This window comes from Niallia taxi (genome assembly GCF_004005475.1).
Classification (GTDB): Bacteria; Bacillota; Bacilli; order Bacillales; family Cytobacillaceae; genus Niallia; species Niallia taxi.
In genome coordinates this window covers 107,890-126,237 of the sequence record NZ_RZTZ01000013.1, presented here as the reverse complement: position 1 = coordinate 126,237, position 18,348 = coordinate 107,890, and the positions used below count along the sequence as shown (strand labels likewise).

The 18,348-nt window shown below is 38.9% G+C and carries 19 protein-coding genes; all 19 read left to right on the top strand.

The features are described 5' to 3' along the window. Positions 1-33 precede the first annotated feature (33 nt). The 19 genes from EM808_RS22795 (at position 34) to EM808_RS22705 (ending at position 18,343) form a co-directional block, all read left to right on the top strand. A complete protein-coding gene (locus EM808_RS22795) occupies positions 34-969 on the top strand; it encodes a sugar-binding transcriptional regulator (RefSeq protein WP_235856695.1) in 936 nt (311 codons plus the stop codon). Between the two features lie 191 nt (positions 970-1,160). Next, positions 1,161-2,438: an NAD(P)H-dependent oxidoreductase gene (locus EM808_RS22790; protein ID WP_127741110.1), complete on the top strand. Its 1,278-nt coding sequence runs from the start codon at positions 1,161-1,163 to the stop codon at positions 2,436-2,438. A 31-nt stretch (positions 2,439-2,469) separates the two neighbouring features. Continuing rightward, positions 2,470-2,823, top strand: coding sequence for a PTS glucitol/sorbitol transporter subunit IIA (locus tag EM808_RS22785; RefSeq protein WP_127741108.1), 354 nt, complete (start codon positions 2,470-2,472; stop codon positions 2,821-2,823). A 220-nt stretch (positions 2,824-3,043) separates the two neighbouring features. After that, positions 3,044-4,030 carry a thiamine pyrophosphate-dependent dehydrogenase E1 component subunit alpha gene (locus EM808_RS22780; protein ID WP_127741106.1) on the top strand — a complete coding sequence of 329 codons (987 nt, stop codon included), beginning with the start codon at positions 3,044-3,046 and terminating at the stop codon, positions 4,028-4,030. Between the two features lie 18 nt (positions 4,031-4,048). Next, positions 4,049-5,038 (top strand): alpha-ketoacid dehydrogenase subunit beta, encoded by a 990-nt coding sequence (locus EM808_RS22775; protein WP_127741104.1) that lies wholly within the window; start codon positions 4,049-4,051, stop codon positions 5,036-5,038. 14 nt (positions 5,039-5,052) lie between these two features. Continuing rightward, the gene (locus EM808_RS22770; protein WP_127741102.1) at positions 5,053-6,405 is read left to right on the top strand and encodes a 2-oxo acid dehydrogenase subunit E2; all 1,353 of its coding nucleotides are present in this window, start codon (positions 5,053-5,055) and stop codon (positions 6,403-6,405) included. A 13-nt stretch (positions 6,406-6,418) separates the two neighbouring features. Beyond that, positions 6,419-7,816 carry a dihydrolipoyl dehydrogenase gene (lpdA, locus tag EM808_RS22765; RefSeq protein WP_127741100.1) on the top strand — a complete coding sequence of 466 codons (1,398 nt, stop codon included), beginning with the start codon at positions 6,419-6,421 and terminating at the stop codon, positions 7,814-7,816. A gap of 190 nt (positions 7,817-8,006) precedes the next feature. Further along, positions 8,007-8,486 carry a PTS sugar transporter subunit IIA gene (locus EM808_RS22760; protein WP_127741098.1) on the top strand — a complete coding sequence of 160 codons (480 nt, stop codon included), beginning with the start codon at positions 8,007-8,009 and terminating at the stop codon, positions 8,484-8,486. Between the two features lie 37 nt (positions 8,487-8,523). Then, positions 8,524-9,942: a PTS galactitol transporter subunit IIC gene (locus tag EM808_RS22755; RefSeq protein ID WP_127741096.1), complete on the top strand. Its 1,419-nt coding sequence runs from the start codon at positions 8,524-8,526 to the stop codon at positions 9,940-9,942. A 23-nt stretch (positions 9,943-9,965) separates the two neighbouring features. Then, entirely contained in the window at positions 9,966-10,247 is a 282-nt protein-coding gene (locus EM808_RS22750; RefSeq protein WP_127741094.1) for a PTS sugar transporter subunit IIB, read from the top strand. 63 nt (positions 10,248-10,310) lie between these two features. Next, entirely contained in the window at positions 10,311-10,766 is a 456-nt protein-coding gene (locus EM808_RS22745) for a hypothetical protein (protein ID WP_127741092.1), read from the top strand. Beyond that, positions 10,735-11,814 (top strand): zinc-dependent dehydrogenase, encoded by a 1,080-nt coding sequence (locus EM808_RS22740; RefSeq protein ID WP_235856694.1) that lies wholly within the window; start codon positions 10,735-10,737, stop codon positions 11,812-11,814. The genes EM808_RS22745 and EM808_RS22740 overlap by 32 nt, the downstream gene beginning before the upstream one ends. Positions 11,815-11,828: 14 nt before the next feature. Further along, positions 11,829-12,530 carry an SDR family NAD(P)-dependent oxidoreductase gene (locus tag EM808_RS22735; RefSeq protein WP_127741090.1) on the top strand — a complete coding sequence of 234 codons (702 nt, stop codon included), beginning with the start codon at positions 11,829-11,831 and terminating at the stop codon, positions 12,528-12,530. Further along, complete coding sequence (locus EM808_RS22730) at positions 12,527-13,267, top strand: SDR family NAD(P)-dependent oxidoreductase (RefSeq protein WP_127741088.1); 741 nt, start codon at positions 12,527-12,529, stop codon at positions 13,265-13,267. Before EM808_RS22735 ends, EM808_RS22730 begins: the two co-directional genes overlap by 4 nt. Before the next feature lie 120 nt (positions 13,268-13,387). Continuing rightward, a complete protein-coding gene (locus EM808_RS22725; protein WP_127741086.1) occupies positions 13,388-14,347 on the top strand; it encodes a sugar-binding transcriptional regulator in 960 nt (319 codons plus the stop codon). 82 nt (positions 14,348-14,429) lie between these two features. Then, on the top strand, positions 14,430-14,765 hold the full coding sequence (locus EM808_RS22720; RefSeq protein WP_127741084.1) for a bh protein: 336 nt from the start codon (positions 14,430-14,432) through the stop codon (positions 14,763-14,765). A gap of 372 nt (positions 14,766-15,137) precedes the next feature. Further along, on the top strand, positions 15,138-15,500 hold the full coding sequence (locus tag EM808_RS22715) for a GntR family transcriptional regulator (protein ID WP_127741082.1): 363 nt from the start codon (positions 15,138-15,140) through the stop codon (positions 15,498-15,500). A gap of 16 nt (positions 15,501-15,516) precedes the next feature. Beyond that, a complete protein-coding gene (locus tag EM808_RS22710) occupies positions 15,517-16,422 on the top strand; it encodes an ABC transporter ATP-binding protein (RefSeq protein WP_127741080.1) in 906 nt (301 codons plus the stop codon). Then, positions 16,394-18,343: a hypothetical protein gene (locus tag EM808_RS22705; protein ID WP_127741078.1), complete on the top strand. Its 1,950-nt coding sequence runs from the start codon at positions 16,394-16,396 to the stop codon at positions 18,341-18,343. Before EM808_RS22710 ends, EM808_RS22705 begins: the two co-directional genes overlap by 29 nt. The last annotated feature ends 5 nt before the right edge of the window (positions 18,344-18,348 follow it).

Genomic DNA, 18,348 nt, shown 5'->3' with positions numbered 1-18,348 from the left:
TAAACAAAAGGGCAGAAAGGAAGAGATTTCATTTTGTTTATTCAGGATAGAAGAATATTAATAAAAGTCGCCCAAATGTATTATGAGGAAGGTGCAACACAGTCAGAGGTTGCCAAAAAAATCGGGATTAGCCGTTCTCTTGTGTCAAAATTATTAACAAAAGCCCGCGAAGAGGGAATTGTGGAAATTATTATTCATGAAACCAGAGTCCATCAATTTAGAAATTTGGAGCGAAAAATTGAGCGCCTTTACGATTTACGTGATGTTGTATGTATAGAGAGCGTTGGGTTGGAGACCTCCAAAAAGCAATTAGGCGAAGCAACTAGTGAATATTTGCAGCGTGTCATTAGGGATGGCCAGATTATTGGCCTTTCCTCTGGCACAACATTAAATGAAGTGGCAAAGGCAATTCATTCTGTACAGCTGCTGCCAACAGCTACAATCGTGCCATTAGTTGGGGGAATGGGTAACGAGCGCGTCGATATTCATTCAAACAGCATTGTGTCGAAAATCGGAAATGCTCTAAAAGCTAAGTATGAGCTACTACATGTTCCAGTTATGGTAGATACAAAGGAGGCAAAGGAAGTATTAATTCGGCAGCCTTCCATTCGCTCCACTTTAGATTTGGCAGAACAATCGCAAATAGCCATTGTCGGGATAGGTGGTCGTCCAGAGGATTCGACAATGGTTAAATCTTATCTTGGTTTGGATCATCAGCAAATAACGAGTGATAACGAGATTGTCGGCGATATTTGCTATAACTTTATTAATAAATTTGGCAAACAAGTAGATAATGCTTGGAATGATAGAGTGATAGCGATAGAACTGGAAAAGCTCAAGGCAATTCCTTTAGTTATTGGAGTAGCTTCAGGTCTTGAAAAGGTTTCCGCAATTAAAGCTGCATTAGAGGGTGGCTTGATTCATGTATTGATTACAGATGGTGTTACAGGAAGCGCTCTTGTTGAATAATAGTATTCAGACTTGTTTGAATATTTTGCTTGACAGCAAGTATTCAACAATTTAAACTGTAGTTGCAGAACAAATGACACGCATCGTAACAAATGTAAAAATAACCTTTTAAAGGTTCTAATAATTAACATTTGTTTAGATTTATAAAAAATGTAAGCGCATTAATAATCAATTAGAGGAGGAAGTTATTTATGTCAATTTACACGAAGCTTTTGCAAAGGGAACGTGAAAATGCTCCAGTTAAAGTGGGAGTCATCGGTGCAGGACAGATGGGGTTTGGCATGATTGCCCAAATTTCAAAGATTCCAGGTATGATCGTGACAGGTATTTGTGACGTAAATGTGGAAGCAGCACAAAAAGCAGCTGATTTCTATTCCTCACAATCGGCTCGCAAAGATTCAATGATTGTCACTAATGATTATCGAAAAGTAATTCAGTCAAACCAGGTTGAGGTAGTTGTTGATGCAACAGGTGTTCCAGAAGTGGGAGCAAATGTTTCCTTGGAAGCACTTAGATCAAAAAAACATATTGTCCTCTTAAATGTGGAAGTGGACATAACGATCGGATCGATAATGTATCAAATGTTTGACAATGCAGGACTTATTTATACTGGTTCTGCAGGTGATGAACCTGCTGCAACGCTTGAATTATACGAATTTGCCAAAACAATGGGACTAGAAGTGCTCGTTGCCGGTAAAGGAAAAAATAATCCATTTAATCCGCTCTCAAACCCTGATGTTGCTCAAGCAGAGGCGAAGGCAAAAAACATGAGCTCACACATGCTTGCTGCATTCCAGGATGGAACAAAAACAATGGCAGAAATGAATCTATTAAGTAATGCAATTGGGTTGATACCAGATAAAGTCGGCATGCACGGCGTTTCAGCAACAGTTCAAGATGTCGCTGACAAATTAACGCTTAAGGAAAATGGCGGTGTATTAGATAGCTTTGGGGTAGTCGAATATGTGAATGGCCTTGCTCCAGGAGTATTCGTCATAGTAAAAAGTGAGCTTGAGCCAGTTGATGAAGAGCTGCGCTATTTGAAGGTTGGAAAAGGTCCTCATTATGTATTTTACCGTCCATACCACCTTGCCAGCTTAGAGACACCGATAACGATTGCGAAAGCAGTGCTGGAGCATGATTCATCGATTCATCCACTTGGAGCGCCAATTTCAGAAACAGTTGCGGTCGCAAAAAGGGACATAAAAGCAGGAGAGACATTAGATGGTATTGGCGGCTATAGTGTGCGCGGTGTACTAGAAACACATCATGATATGAACGCAAACGGGCATATTCCTATTGGATTGATCAGCGGCAGGGTTGTGGCAAAAAAAGACATAACAACAGGACAATTCCTCACATTGGATGATGTGGAACTTGATACAAATACAACGGTTTGGAAGCTGAGAGCATTGCAGGATCAATTATTCCCGTCAAACCAAAACAAGCGTCCCCTTGTGACGCTGTAAATCATAAAAAGATAGAAACAGGAGGATTAGCATGACAAAATCAGTTGTAAAAGAAATCGGAGAATTAGTTCCTACATTTAAAGAAGATAAAATCTTAATATTATTTGGCCCACAAGCACCAAAGGAATTACGAGAAATGGCTGTCATTCATGAGTTTGAAAATCTTGATGAAGAGCCATTAAAGCAAGGCGGGACAATGCAGTTTGGAGACGAGCATTTCACCATTACAGCAATCGGAGAATTAGCAAACCAAAACTTTAAAGAATTAGGCCATGTTTCCATCTACTTCCAGGAGCCGATGGACGAAGTATTGCCTGGAGCGGTATTTGCAGCACCATATTCGTTTCCTAATATAATAGAGGGCACAGTCATAGCTGTTAAATGACCAAAAGGGAAAGGGAGAACAGGTTTTATACCTGAAGCTCTTTTTCCCTTTTTAAATAATTTCCTACATTTTGAGGGTCCGTTTTTTTAGAAATCTACCATTATTTTATTATTAAAAAATATCAGAAAATAAACGTTTTTCCCTTGACTATCTTATGGATACATTATATGATTTTTACAAATGTAACAGTATAGAACAAATGTAAAGGGAGGAATAAATAATGACTGTTAAAACATTAAAGCTTCCTGAGATGATTACAGAACAGAAACTGAAAGATTTATATAAAGAGATGTGGTTAATTCGCTATTTCGATGAAAAGGTGGACCAGTTTTTTGCTAAAGGCATGATACATGGAACGACACATTTATGTGTTGGCCAAGAGGCATCTGCAGCGGGCTCCATTGCTGTGATTGGCAGAAAAGATAAGATTGTCAGCACACACAGGGGACACGGGCACTGTATTGCAAAAGAAGGCGATGTTAACAAAATGATGGCAGAGCTATTCGGAAGAGAAACAGGCTACTGTAAAGGAAAAGGCGGTTCGATGCATATTGCAGATGTCGAAAAGGGCAATCTGGGTGCAAACGGAATTGTTGGTGGAGGTCTTCCGCTTGCAGTCGGAGCTGCGCTAACGTCACAAATGAAAAAAGAAAATTATGTGGTTCTTTGCTTCTTTGGTGATGGTGCCTCAAATGAAGGCAGCTTTCATGAATCTGTTAACCTTGCGGCGATTTGGGATCTTCCTGTTGTATTCATTTGTGAAAATAATCAATACGGGATGTCAGGTCCAGTAAAAGAAATGACACGTATTGAACATATCGCGGACCGTGCCGGCAGCTACGGAATCCCTGGCAAGGTAGTTGATGGACTTGACATGATTGACATTATGAATTCAGTCCATGTGGCAGTGGAACATGCACGCAGCGGTAAAGGACCATCCTTAATCGAAATGAAAACATATCGCTGGAAGGGTCACTCGAAAAGCGATGCCAAAAAATACCGGACTCGTGAGGAAGAAAAGGAATGGAGAGCAAAAGACGGAATCAAACGCTTTAAGGATACGCTCATCAATGCAAATATTCTTACAGAAGAAACAGCTAAGCAGCTGGAGGAGTCGGCATATCAAGAAATTGAAGGTGCTGTGAGGTTTGCTGAAAACAGCCCAGAACCATCCATTGACAGTTTACTTGAAGATATATACGCATAAAAGAGAGGAGCGGAAGGTATGACTACAAGACAAATAACGTATTTAGAGGCTGTTAGGGAAGCGATGAGCATGGAAATGCGCGAAAACGAAGATGTATTCATTCTTGGTGAAGACATCGGGGTATACGGTGGAGCCTTTGGAGTCACTCGCGGGATGATTGAAGAGTTTGGACCTGAACGGGTGCGCAATACACCTATTTCAGAAGCGGCAATTGCTGGTGCAGCAATCGGATCGGCATTAACAGGAATGCGCCCAATCTTAGAACTGCAGTTTTCTGATTTTATTACGATAGCGATGGATCAAATGGTGAATCAAGCTGCCAAAACACGCTATATGTTCGGTGGAAAAGGGAAGGTGCCAATGGTCTTACGGACACCGTCTGGCTCAGGAACAGGAGCTGCCGCTCAGCATTCTCAAAGTCTTGAAGCATGGATGACACATATTCCAGGATTGAAGGTAGTTCAGCCTTCCACTGCTTATGATGTCAAAGGATTGTTGAAAGCAGCGATAGATGATGACAACCCAGTCATATTTTACGAACATAAGCTTCTGTATAAAACAACTGGCGATGTTCCGACAGAGTCATATAAGATCGAATTAGGTAAGGCTGACATCAAACGAGAAGGAACGGATATAACTATTGTTGCAACCGCTATCATGGTTCATAAAGCCCTTGAAGCCGCAGCAATACTCGAACAAGTTGGTATAAGTGTAGAGCTAATTGATCCGCGCACACTTGTACCGCTCGATAAAGAAACCATCATAGAATCTGTGAAAAAGACAGGAAGATTACTTGTTGTCCATGAAGCAGTTCAGCGCGGCGGCTTCGGCGGGGAAATTGTCAGTGTTATTGCTGAAAGTGAAGCATTTGATTACTTAGATGCACCAATTAAACGACTAGGTGGAAAAGAGGTGCCCATTCCATATAACCCGAACTTAGAAAAAGCGGCCATTCCGCAAATTCCAGACATTGTTGCAGCAGTGAAGGAAACGGTGAAAAACAGATAAGGAGGGAAGCCCGCATGGCAAACGAAATATTTATGCCGAAGCTAAGTAGCACGATGGCAACAGGCACTCTCCTGCAGTGGTTTAAAGAAGAAGGAGAAGCTGTCGACATTGGAGAACCGCTTTTTGAAATAATGACAGACAAAATTAATATTGAGGTAGAAGCGTACGATCAAGGTATTCTCCTGAAAAAATATGTTGCTGTCGATGAAGAGGTACCAGTTAATTACGTGGTCGGCTATATTGGCAAATCAGAAGAATCCGTTCCTGCCGAATCACCTGGGCAGGCAGGAGGCGGGACAAAGGAAGAGGGAACGTCAGAAAGCAATCAATCAGTATCCTTAGAGAATAGCCAGGCTGCTGTTAATTCGTCAAAGAAGAGCGCGAAGCCACGTGCAACTCCTGCAGCGCGCCATTTAGCAAGGGTGAACAAGGTAGATTTAGTATTTATAAATGGCAGTGGTCCCAATGGACGTGTTCAAAAAAAAGATGTTATTTTTCATTTGGATGAAGCGCAATCATCTGCAAAATCAACACCACTTGCGAAGAAAATCGCAGAGGCAGCTCAAGTTGATTTATCGACTGTTGAAGGAAGCGGTGTGAACGGGAAAATAGTGAAAGCTGATGTTGTTCATGTCATTACACCAAAGCCTATAGAAGCGAACACTTTGTTTGGCGATAAAGAAAATCGCAGGAAATTGTCTGGTATGAGAAAAATCATCGCTGACAGAATGGCACAAAGTGCATATACAGCACCACATGTAACATTAACAACAGAGGTTGATATGTCTAAAGTAAAGGAATTGCGGGCTGTTCTTATACCAGTGGTAGAAAAACAAACGGGCCTAAAAATCTCCTTTACTGACATCTTAATAAAAGCAGCCGGTACAGCCATATCAAGGCATCCACAAATAAACGTCTCGATCGAGGGGGACGAGATTGTTCAGCATAACGATGTTAATATAGGTCTTGCTGTTGCTGTACAGGATGGATTAATGGTTCCAGTCATTAAAAATGTACCAGCAATGGGGCTTGCAGCAGTTACAAAAGCGGCCAAGCATATTGGCAAACGTGCTCGTGAAAATAAATTACTGCCAGACCAATTAAAAGGGTCTACTTTTACGATAAGTAACCTTGGAATGTATGCAATTGATGTTTTCACACCAATTATTAATCAACCAGAAAGCGCCATACTCGGAGTTGGCAGGATTCAGGATAAGCCAGTGGCTATTAATAATACAATAGAAATTCGACCGATGATGACACTTAGCCTTTCATTTGATCATCGGGCAATGGACGGAGCGCCGGCAGCTGCTTTTTTGACAGAATTAAAACAAATACTAGAAAATCCATTTGAGTTATTAGCATAGGGGGAATAAATTCGTGAAAACCTATGATCTTGTAGTAATCGGTGGCGGACCTGGAGGGTATGTAGCAGCATTGCATGCAGCAAAACAAGGTCAAAAAACCGCGCTGATTGAGGCAGATAATCTTGGAGGAACATGTTTAAATCGAGGCTGTATTCCATCAAAAACGTATTTGAAGCATGCGGAAATAATTGAACAAATCGAAAAAAGCAAGGATTGGGGCATCGAAACTGGAGAATTAACGTTTTCCTTCAGCAAAATGAAAAAGCGCAAAGATGATGTAATTAATCGCCTACGTAGTGGCATTGCCTTTTTGCTGAAGCAGGGTGCAATAGATGTATATAATGGCTATGGCATAGTTCTGCCAAATGGCGGCGTGAAGGTGAAGCAGTCTGATAAGGAAGAAACCGTTAGCGCTAAAAAGGTAATCATTGCAACAGGATCAACACCAGCTCTTCCACCGATTCCAGGCTTAGACAATATCCGCTATGAAACAAGTGATACCATTTTTGATCTGGAGGAAATCCCGAAATCTGTCATTATTATAGGCGGTGGTGTAATCGGAGTCGAATTTGCCACCATTTTTTCCTCTTTAAACGTATCGGTAACTGTTGTGGAGGCAGCAGATAGAATTATTGCAACAGAGGATGAAGAAGCTTCCAAATTTTTAGCTAAAATGTTAAAGAAAAAGGGCATTCACCTTCACACAGGCACAAAAGTGCAAAGTGTTCAGGAGAAAGCAGGATTAAAAACCGTTCTTTGTAAGGATGCAAACGGAAAAGAAGTACTTCTAGAAGCAAACGTAGTAATCGTATGCACTGGCAGACGTCCAAACCTGTCTGCTGTTTCAGAGCTTCACCTGGAACAGAATGGTCCGTTTTTAAAGGTTAATAGTCAAATGGAAACAAGTCATAACGGGGTTTATGCTGTTGGAGACGTTATAGGCGGCTGGCAGCTCGCGCATGCAGCAAGTGCTGAGGGCATTGTTGCAGCAAATAATGCCTCTGGTAAATCTGACTATATTAATTATCATGTTATGCCACGTTGTATATATACTTTACCTGAAATTGCTTCTGTTGGCATGTCCGCAGAGGAGGCACAAAGGCAAGGAATGGAAGTACGCGTTGAGAAATTCGATTTTTCTGGAAGTGGAAAAGCACTAAGTGCGGGTCAACCAGACGGATTTACGAAAATTATCTATGAAGCAAAGCATGGTGAAATCGTCGGTGTTGTTATGGCAGGATCTCATGTAACAGAGTTGATCGCTAATGCTTCTGCATTCATGCATTTAGAAGGAACAATAGAGGAAGCGGCGAATATGATTCATCCACATCCAACACTGGCAGAAACATTTTTTGAGGCAGCCTTAAATGGTGTTCATAAATTAACCTCCCAGCAAGCAGTACGGTCTTAATATGAATAAATGACACGAAAAGGCCTTCACACAATTGCAGGCTTTTTCGGCCACTTTCGAGTCGAAAGTTGTTTTTGGAATTTTCGAAAAAATGTCTTGACTGAACTGTCATCATAACTTATGATGATTACAAATGTAACAAGTTAGAACAAAAGTAAAAAAGTATCTAATCAGGGAAGGAGGAATTAGAATGGAAAAGTTAATTAACCTTGATGAAGAAGTTGTACACTTGCATGTATTAGCAGAAAATAGGGAAGATGTTATGGCTACATTAAGTGAAGACTTAAAAAGACACCACTATGTGAAAGAATCGTTTTTATCATCCATTTTAGAAAGAGAAAAAGTTTTTCCAACAGGCTTACCACTCGCAACAATGGGAGTGGCGATTCCCCATACAGATCCAGAGCATGTGATTAGACCGATGATTTCTGTTGCAGTATTGGAAAATCCAGTTGATTTTATTATGATGGGAAGTGAAAACACTATAGTCAATGTGGAAATTGTTCTTATGCTAGCAATTTCCGATCCGGCCAAGCAGCTGAGTTTGCTGGAAAGATTAATGGGTGTATTTCAAAATGATGCAGCAATGTCTCAGCTGAAATATGCCGCTTCGGCTAAAGAGCTAGTAGAAGTATTAGACAAGGAGCTTAACCCAATAAGTGTTGAATAAAATGTAAGCGCTACCTATAATGTTAGGGGGTCAACTCATGATTAAGCAAGCTGTTGATTTTGTGTTAGATTTAGGTCCTTCCATCATGCTTCCCATCATCATGACCGTTTTTGGTTTGCTGTTAAGGCAAGGCTTTAAAAAATCATTAACAGCAGGTATTACCATTGGAATTGGCTTTATTGGCGTAAATCTTGTTATTGGACTGTTATCAGGAGCAATTGGACCTGCAGCACAGGCTATGGTTGAAAAGCTCGGCTTGAATTTGGATATTTTGGATGTTGGCTGGCCAATTGGTGCAGCGATTTCCTTTGGAACACCAGTAGCACCATTAATGATTCCATTAGTTTTAGTTTTAAACGTAATCATGCTGTCTACTAATTTAACCAAAACGCTAAATGTAGATATTTGGAACTTTTGGCATCTAATCTTTGCGGCATCTGTTACTTATTATGCTTATGACAATATGATTCTAGCGATCGCTGTTGGATTAATTGTCTCAGCCATCACCCTCAAACTAGCAGACTGGACTGCACCGGCAGTTGAGCACCACTTTGGCCTCAAGGGCGTTTCCATGGCCCACTCGGAGACCGTTAACTTTGCACCAATCACTTATGCAAGTAATCGAATTGTAGATAAAATCCCTGGAATCAATAAAATCGAAGCAGACCCAGAAACATTAAAGAAACGATTTGGAATTTTTGGTGAACCGCTTGTTATGGGATTAGTGCTTGGCCTCCTGATTGGCTTCCTTGGCGGTTATGACGCTAAAGGAATTCTAACATTAGGTATTCAAATGTCGGCAGTATTAATTTTGATGCCAAGAATGGTAGCGCTGTTAATGGAAGGACTTATTCCAATATCAGAAGGAGCACGTGATTTAATCAATAAGAAGTTCCCTGGTAAAAATGTTTATATTGGTCTAGATACAGCCATTGTGATTGGAACAGCATCCAATATGGCAGTTGCACTGATTATGGTGCCGATTACGCTGTTATTGGCTGTCATTCTCCCATATAACGGCATGCTGCCATTTGCAGATTTCGCTGTCCTTCCATTTACCGTCGTATGGGCCGTTGCAGCAGCTCGCGGCAATATTATTCGCGGCATTATTAACAGCATTGTCACATTGATGATCGTTTTCTTTATTGCAACGAATCTAGCAGATTTGGCAACGACGATGGGAAGAGCAGTTGGCTTTGATTTCCCAGAAGGAGCAACACAGATTTCGGGAATTGATTTAGGCTCACATGTTATTCCATGGATTATTGTCCGCTTACTTGATCCAAGTAATCCGTATTTTATTGCAGCGATTTTTGCCGCACTTGCTTATTGTTTACTGTGGTATTGGGTCAGAAATGATATTAAGAGGCAATATGCGAAAGAAATGGGCTTAGATGCAAAGACATTAAAGCCAGTTGAAGCAGTACAAGAAAATGAAAACGCTTATAAAGCGTAAAACAAAACTAGGGAGATGTTAAAATGGCCAAAAAAATCTTAGTTTCCTGTGGAACTGCTGTAGCTACATCAACAGTTGTCGCTAAAAAAATTGAAGAAATGCTGAAAAACAAGGGATTAAATGTTGTCGTGGAACAATGTAAAGCATCTGAAGTGCCTTCAAAGGCAGCGAGAGCTGATTTAATTGTGACAACAACACCAGTCAGTGATACAGGTGATACACCAGTTATTCAAACGATTTCCTTTTTAACAGGTGTTGGAATTGATGCAGATATAGAAAAAATCATCTCTCATATTGACAAATAAAACAGCGAAAAGCAAAAAAACGATAATAAGTTTTTTTGCTTTTTCTGCAAATGGAGGATACGCATGAAACAGTATCGTTACACAACTTCTGTGTTTTTACTTTCCATTATACTTCCAGTGCTTATCATGATGGGCTTATTTATATGGGCGCTGCTACAGGTAATAAACAGTGGATTAGTTGGCATATATCCGCTCATTTTAACAGCAATGCCTGTTTTATTCATAACCTCTGTAATCGGGATAAATAATCCATCAAGTATTACCTTAACGACAGAGTCCATTATATTTGAAGGCTTTTGGAGCAGGCATGAATATAAGTGGGAGGACGTAAAGGAATTGACATTAAAGGATTATGGCTATGTAGGCAAAGCATTTATAAAAATCGGCAGCTTCCGCCTGCTTGGCGGAAGGTATTGGATTTCCTACAAGCTTGCAGGCTATAAGGATTTATTAGCAGTGATAAAAGAATTGGAAGGACGTGAAAAGCATGAAAGACGTGAAACCGTACAATCGAAATGAGGGAAAACGTCAAGACGGCCAGATGAAAGTAGCTTCCTTTTATAATAAAAACAACATTGCATATGAAGACAGACAAATCCCTTCCATTGAAAAGGACGAAGTATTAATTAAAATGGAATATTGCGGACTTTGCGGAACAGATATTCATAAAGTACTAGATGAAAAAGTAGCGCCTCAAACTGTTCTTGGACATGAGGTCGCAGGAACAATCGTAAAGATAGGAGCAAACATAAAGGATTATCAGGTTGGTGACAGAGTATTCGTTGCTCATCATGTCCCGTGTTTCACTTGTCATTATTGCAAAAGAGGTTCCTACAGCCTATGTCCTCAATTTACACAAACAAATCTTGATCCAGGCGGCTTTGCAGAATATATTCGAGTACCAGCATTACATGTAAAACACACGATGGGACATCTTCCAGAAGGGATGAGTTATGAGGAAGGAGCATTGGTAGAACCTATTGCCTGCTGTTTGCACGGATTTGAATTAATAGATACACATCCTGGAGATACCGTTGTTATTATGGGTGCAGGTCAAATTGGGCTCTTGCAAGTCCAATTAGCAAAAAATCTGCTTGCAGCAAACATTATTGTAATTGATATTAATCCATTTCGACTAGAAAAATCGTTGGAATTTGGTGCTGACGTGGCGATTAATAGTCTGCAGGAGGATGTCGTCACAAGCATTATGGAGCAGACAAATGGAAAGGGAGCCGACATTGTTATCATTTCAGCGGGAATTCAACAATTGCTTCCACAAGCAATGGAATGTGTGTCAAGAGGTGGTACTGTATTAGTTTTTGCTCCATTTTCAAACACAGACGTAGCCATTCCAGCAGCACGATTTTTTCTTGATGAAATAAAGGTTGTCGGCTCCTATTCATCCAATCCTTACAACTATGAAAGAGCTATCAACATGCTACGAAACAACGTATTTAAGGTAGAAGAAATGATTACACATCGTTTTCCATTATCAGAGCTGGATCTAGCAATAGCCACTGCTCATAATCCGTCGGAACAGGTTTTAAAGGTACTAATAAAACCATAGAAGGAGGGGAAACCATGTTCGATTTATCATTAAATAATAAGGTTGTCCTAGTAACAGGTGTGGACGATATGCTGGGTGCAGCTATTTGTAAAAGATTAGCGGAAGCTGGAGCAATCGTTTGGATACATCGTTTTAATACGAACGTTGCAGTCGATCTTCAAAGGGAGATTAGGGCATTCGGTGGGTTAGCTTCCATAATAACTAGTGACCTGCAAACAGCAGCTGAGGTTCAAGCGGTTGTTAAGAAAATAACGAAGGAAAATGAAAAAATAGATATACTTATTAATTATGCGGAAGAATCTGCTGATACATCCATTGATCAGCTGACACCATCAGCTTGGCAAGTGGCGTTTCGAGTGAATGTAGATGTGCCCTTTCTTTGCTGTCAAGCAATCATCCCTGTCATGCTGGGACTTAATGGTGGAACTATTATTAATATAACCTCGCAAGCGGCTAGCACAGGTGATGTTGGGCCAGTTTATGCTGCAGGTAAAAGTGCATTCCAATCCTTTACGAAGGGGCTGGCAACAGAATTTGCAGGAACAACCATTAAAGTAAAGGAACTGGTTGCACCAATTTCTTTACACAATCAGAATAGCAGCCTCCAAGTGAAAAATAAAGTAATGGCAGCAGTTGCAAATAAGATATTGCTTTTATGTTCTCCTTATTTAGATGAAGAGATAGAAGATTTGGATAAGGAGGGCGTGAATAAATGACGGTAAAAAACATTCTAATTATTGGCGGAGCAAGCGGAATTGGCAAAGAAATCGCTTTGCGTTTTGCTAAGGAAGGACATCAGGTTGCTGTTGCAGATATAAATAAGCAGACATTAACACAAATGGTCATGGACAGTGGTCACCATAATCTTGTCCCTTTTGAGGTTGATGCAAGTTGTTGGGAAAGCGTCGCGTCACTTGCAAATGAAATCAAAAAAAGGTTTGGTTTCCTTCACATACTAGTTTATTCAGCAGGTATTACTAAATCAGTGAAATTTTTGGATATTGACTGGGCTACATGGAATAAAACGATGGCTGTTAATCTGCACGGACTTTTTTACAGCATTAAATTCTGTCAACCGATACTAGAGCAGGGTGGAAGCATCATCATCATTGGCTCAGGCTCTGCCATAACAGGAACAGGTGGCGGCATTCACTATGCAGCATCAAAGGGCGGAGCCTTTGGCTTAATGAGATCACTTGTTACAGAGCTTGGCAAAAATAATATTAACATCAATGTTGTCGCCCCAAGAGTGATCGAGTCGGATATGCTTAAAAGTTTATACCCAACAGAACAATCAAAGCAGAGCTTAACAAAAGAAATCCCAATTGGCAGATTCGGAACACCTAGTGATGTTTTCCATGCAGTCAATTATTTAAGCAGTGCAAAAGGGAAATATGTGCATGGGCAAATCCTCCTGCTTGATGGTGGGAGAACGTATAAGCAATCACTATAAACAAATGCCGGGAATAGAAGTTTCCGGCATTTTTGTGCCAAGACGTGGTGATTTTAAAAAAGATATGCTGTAATATGTTCTTATACATAACATTTGTAATTTAGATTAGCGATTAAGGAGATGATAAAAGTGGAGTGGCAAGAAAAACGACAATTAGTGAAGGTTTCCAGCATGTATTATCATGATGGATTAACACAAGCACAAATTGCGCAAAAATTAGGTGTATCAAGACCAGTTATATCCAAGCTGCTGCAAAGGGCAAAGGATGAAGGAATTGTTAAAATATATATAAAGGATGAAAGTGTTCACACAGTTGAATTAGAAAGACAGCTTGAGCAATATTTTGGGCTAAGTGATGCTGTCGTTGTACCAAACAATGGACTGTCAGAGGAAATGGCCAAACGCGAGGTAGGTCAAGCAGGAGCGAGCTATATTTCCAACAATATTAAAGATGTTAAAAGCATTGGCATCTCCTGGGGAGAAACACTGGCACATCTTGTTCAGGAATATCCATATGAGCGCAGAGAGGATGTAACAGTTGTCCCATTAGAAGGGGGAATGGGAGTGAAGCAGGTGCAAATTCATGCAAATCAGCTTGCTAATGACTTAGCAAAAAAGCTGCAAAGTACTTGTACTTATTTGTATGCTCCTGCTATTGTGGAAACAGAAGAACTAAAAGAACGGCTCATGGGAATGGAGGATGTTCAAACAGTATTAGAAATCGGCCGCAATGTCGATGTTGCTCTTATTGGAATAGGAAATCCTTATGCAAATTCAACTTTGATGAGATTAGGGTATTTACAAGAACATGATTTAACACAGCTTCGAGAAGTTGGAACGATTGGCGATATAGGATTTAGGTTTTTTGATGAAAATGGCGCACCAATAAATGATTCTTTAAACACGAAAGTAATCGGGATTACGTTAGCTGAGTTTCAGAAAATTAAAAAAGTAATTGCCGTCGTGGAAGGACAACATAAAGTAGAAAGTATATTAGGAGCATTAAAAGGAAAATTTATTGATGTATTAATTACCGACGAATTAACGGCAAGTGCTATTATAAAGAAAATGACTATATAATTTATATATCTTCTTTTTTATAAGGTTTTTTGTGATCAAAACGGGTTCGAAAATTTAGACTAATTGGCGAGGAGAGGTTCGTTTGGAAATTACAGAGTTTGATGTCTCCCTTTATTGTTCACGCTGTCAAGATGAAACCCTGCATTATGTTCATTATTTAAACAATAAAATCTCAAGTACTGAGTGTACTAATTGCCACCGTAAAATTGACATGCACCTAAATCCGAAAAGGGAATTGTATAAAGAGATATATAAGCGAGTAGTTACAAAACCGACCCGTCTAACCGAGGAGTACAGTCAAGATTTAAATAAGTTTATCGTCGGTGTCCCAAAACGGGCTCTTAGTAAACCGTATCGGTTAATGAAATATGTTGACGAAACAAGAATTGCTTTAAAAAAATTTAAAAGTCATCATTGAAGCAAAGCAGGATAGAAGTTTCTATTCTGTTTTTTTTGTGTGTTAAAAATACTGTGTTTCTAAATTGAAATACAGTATTTTTTGACATTAAGGAAGTGTCCCGAATAGTACTGTTCCTATACACAAGCCTTTAAACATTTTGAAGAATAGGTAAATTGGATGTCATTTTCGGAATGCTGTGTTCCTGTATGGAGAATTTGAAAACTATTTAAGATGCTATTCTAAGTAAATAGGAGGCTTAAGAAAATAGGTAATAACCATTTTGGTAAAAAAGGAAAAAAATTCATTTTGGTACTTTTTTTCGGTTGAATTATAGATTATAATAACTGTACTACGCATAATAGTACACTTAGTACAGATGGGGGGCTGGATATGTTTGAACTGGATATTAGAAGCAGGACACCTATCTACGAACAGCTTGTAGAAAAATTCGTCGAGCTGATTGTCACAGGAGTATTGAAGGCAGATGAACAGCTTCCGTCTGTTCGCACACTTGCAACACAGGTGACAATCAATCCTAATACAATCCAAAAAGCGTATCGAGAGCTTGAAGTAAAAGGCTATATCTATTCTGTTAAAGGAAAAGGCAGTTATGTTAAGGCTTCTGAATTTATTCAAGATGACAGTAAGAAAGTCGAGGCACTTGCAAAACTGGATAAAGCAATAAAGGAAGCACTGTACTTAGGCGTATCGCCAGAGGAATTACTTTTGCATATTAAAAAGCAGATAAATTAATGGAGGTGTTAGGCCTATGATTCAATTGAAACAAGTCGTGAAACGAATGAATAAGGATGTTATTCTCGACAAAATGAGCTTGAACATACAAAAAGGAAGTATCTATGGCCTGCTTGGCTCCAATGGTGCTGGAAAAACAACCATCTTAAAATTACTCGCAGGTATTTATAAACAAAATGAAGGGACAGTTACAGTTGAAGAACAAGCTGTTTTTGAAAATTCGAAATTAAAAAGCAGAATGTTTTTTATTGCTGATTATCCCTCCTTTTTGCCTCATTACACGACTAAACAAATGGCTCTATTCTATAAGGAGCTTTACCCGAGTTGGAATGGAGAACTGTTTAAAAAAATAGGCAAACAGCTTGATATTAACGAAAATAAAAAAATCCATCACTTTTCTAAAGGTGTGCAAAGGCAAATCGCGTTTTGGCTAGCATTTGCAACAGAGCCAGAATACTTAATATTAGATGAACCGTTTGACGGGCTTGACCCGGTGATCCGCTCCAATGTGAAGAAGCTCATTGTGCAGCAGGTTGCAGAAAGGGAAATGACTGTTATCATTTCCTCCCATAATCTCTCAGAAGTAGAGGATTTATGTGATCATATAAGTATTATCCATAAAGGAAAATGCTTGATTGAAAATGATATTGATGAAATAAAGCTCGATTTTCATAAAATCCAAGTTGCTTTCCCTGAAGCAAACACCATCGAACAATTGAAAAAAAGCTTAAGTATGGTCCATTTCGAACAGCGTGGCAGTGTCAGCATGTTCATCGTAAAAGGTGAAAAAGACGATATCATCAAGCAAATCGACCAGTTTAACCCTTTATTACTAGATATCTTGGCACTCACATTAGAAGAGATATTTATTTACCAAATGGAGGAATTGGACTATGCCATTAAAGAAAATCTTTTATTATAAGCAATTATCCTTATTAATCTTTCGCAACGTTGGCTGGTTAGGTATTATCTCCTTTTTAGCACTCTTTTTTGCTGTACCGATGCATTTGATTTTAATGGATAAAAAGGATTATAGACGGTGGGAGGGAGATCAAGTATATTCGGAGATTTTTGATATTAATATCCTTGTTCAAGCTGGGATAATGATCATTATTCCTCTCCTGCTAGGGATCTTCCTGTTTCGATATATTCAAAGTAAAGCATACAGTGACTTGATTCATAGTTTACCAGTAAGCAGAAGCTTCCTGTTTCACTTTTTTACATGGAATGGCTTTCTTGTGTTAATCGTACCAATTATTTTAAACGCCATCGTTATCATGGCTGCATATTGGATTATGGATTTGCATCAGTTCATTTCATTTGCAAAAATATTCAGCTGGATTGGCATATTTATCATATTTACAGCAATTGTGTATTTTACATGTATATTTGTCGGCATGCTGACAGGACTTTCGATAACACAAGGTGTATTTACCGTATTGCTGCTTCTTTTTCCAGCAGGAATTATCTATATGGTTTTTTATAACTTCAGCAACTATGTCCACGGATTTCCTATCGACAAATACATATCTGATAAACTAATATATTTATCGCCAATATTGGCTCCTGTCATCATTTACAGTGATTACTCGGCAGTGAAGGTATTTACGTCCTATATTTTGGTATGTGTAATTCTTTATGTAGCAGCATTGCTTCTATATAAAAAGCGGAATGTAGAAACAGTTTATCAAACATTGACAGTTAGTAATTTAGGCGGATTGTTTAAATACACTGTAACAATTTGTTTTATGCTTCTGTTTGGTTTGTATTTTCAACTGATAAATCAAGGTCTGCCATATCATCTCTTTGGACTGTTAATCGGCTCATTTATTGGATATTTAGTTGGAGAAATGTTCCTTATGAAATCATGGCGGGTGTTTAACCGCTTAAAAGGTTATGTGTTCTTTCTGCTTGCAGCAATCGTTGTAGCTGTTGCAGCACCATTTCTTAACAGCAAATATGAAAAATTTGTGCCAGAGGTGGAAGACATTAAAGGTGTGAGATTAGTAGAGTCCAATAATTATTCAGACAAAAAAATAAAGGGATTAACTACTGAAGAAAATAAAAAGCTTGTAGCATTAATGCATAAGGAATTAATTAAGGCAGGTAAAACATACGATCAAGATTACTATGATGATAGTCTGAAGAAGCTGACAATTGAATACGAACTCAACAACAGAAAAGTAACAAGATTTTATACAATGATGAGAGAGGAATATAAAAAATTACTAAAACCAATTTATGAATCCAAGGAATATAAGGAGCAATTATATGATTTGGATACACAGGATAATATTATAAAAGTTACAGTCGACATGCCATATGGTAAAACTTTGAAAATAAATGACGAAAAAGAACTGAAGAACTTTCTTAAAACCTTAATGGAGGATAAACGAAACGAGTCCTTTGATCAAATGACCAATGAATATAATCTTTCAGCTAGTATAAGTGTAGATAAAAAAAATGAAACGACCGAATATTATAACTCCATTTCAGTAAATGATAGGAAAACGGTTGATTGGCTCAATGAACGAGGATTCCAAAATATTTTTGCCGTTGATTCTGAATATGTAGATAAAATGTACATCGTAAAATCAGAGGATATAGGTCTTGATTATACAGGTGCATATTTTAATGAAGAAATTGACAATAAAATAAGCAAGCTTCGAAACAAGGAAGAAGTAAGGAGTAAAGAGCAGCAAAGCGAAATTCTATCAAAGTATGTATATTCAAATGAAAAATATGCCGTTTTAACAAAGGGTAAATATCAGCTAGAAACGGAAGTCAATTTCATCTCTGAAGATGACTTACCAGACAGTGTTAAACAAAAACTGAAAAATTAACCGAA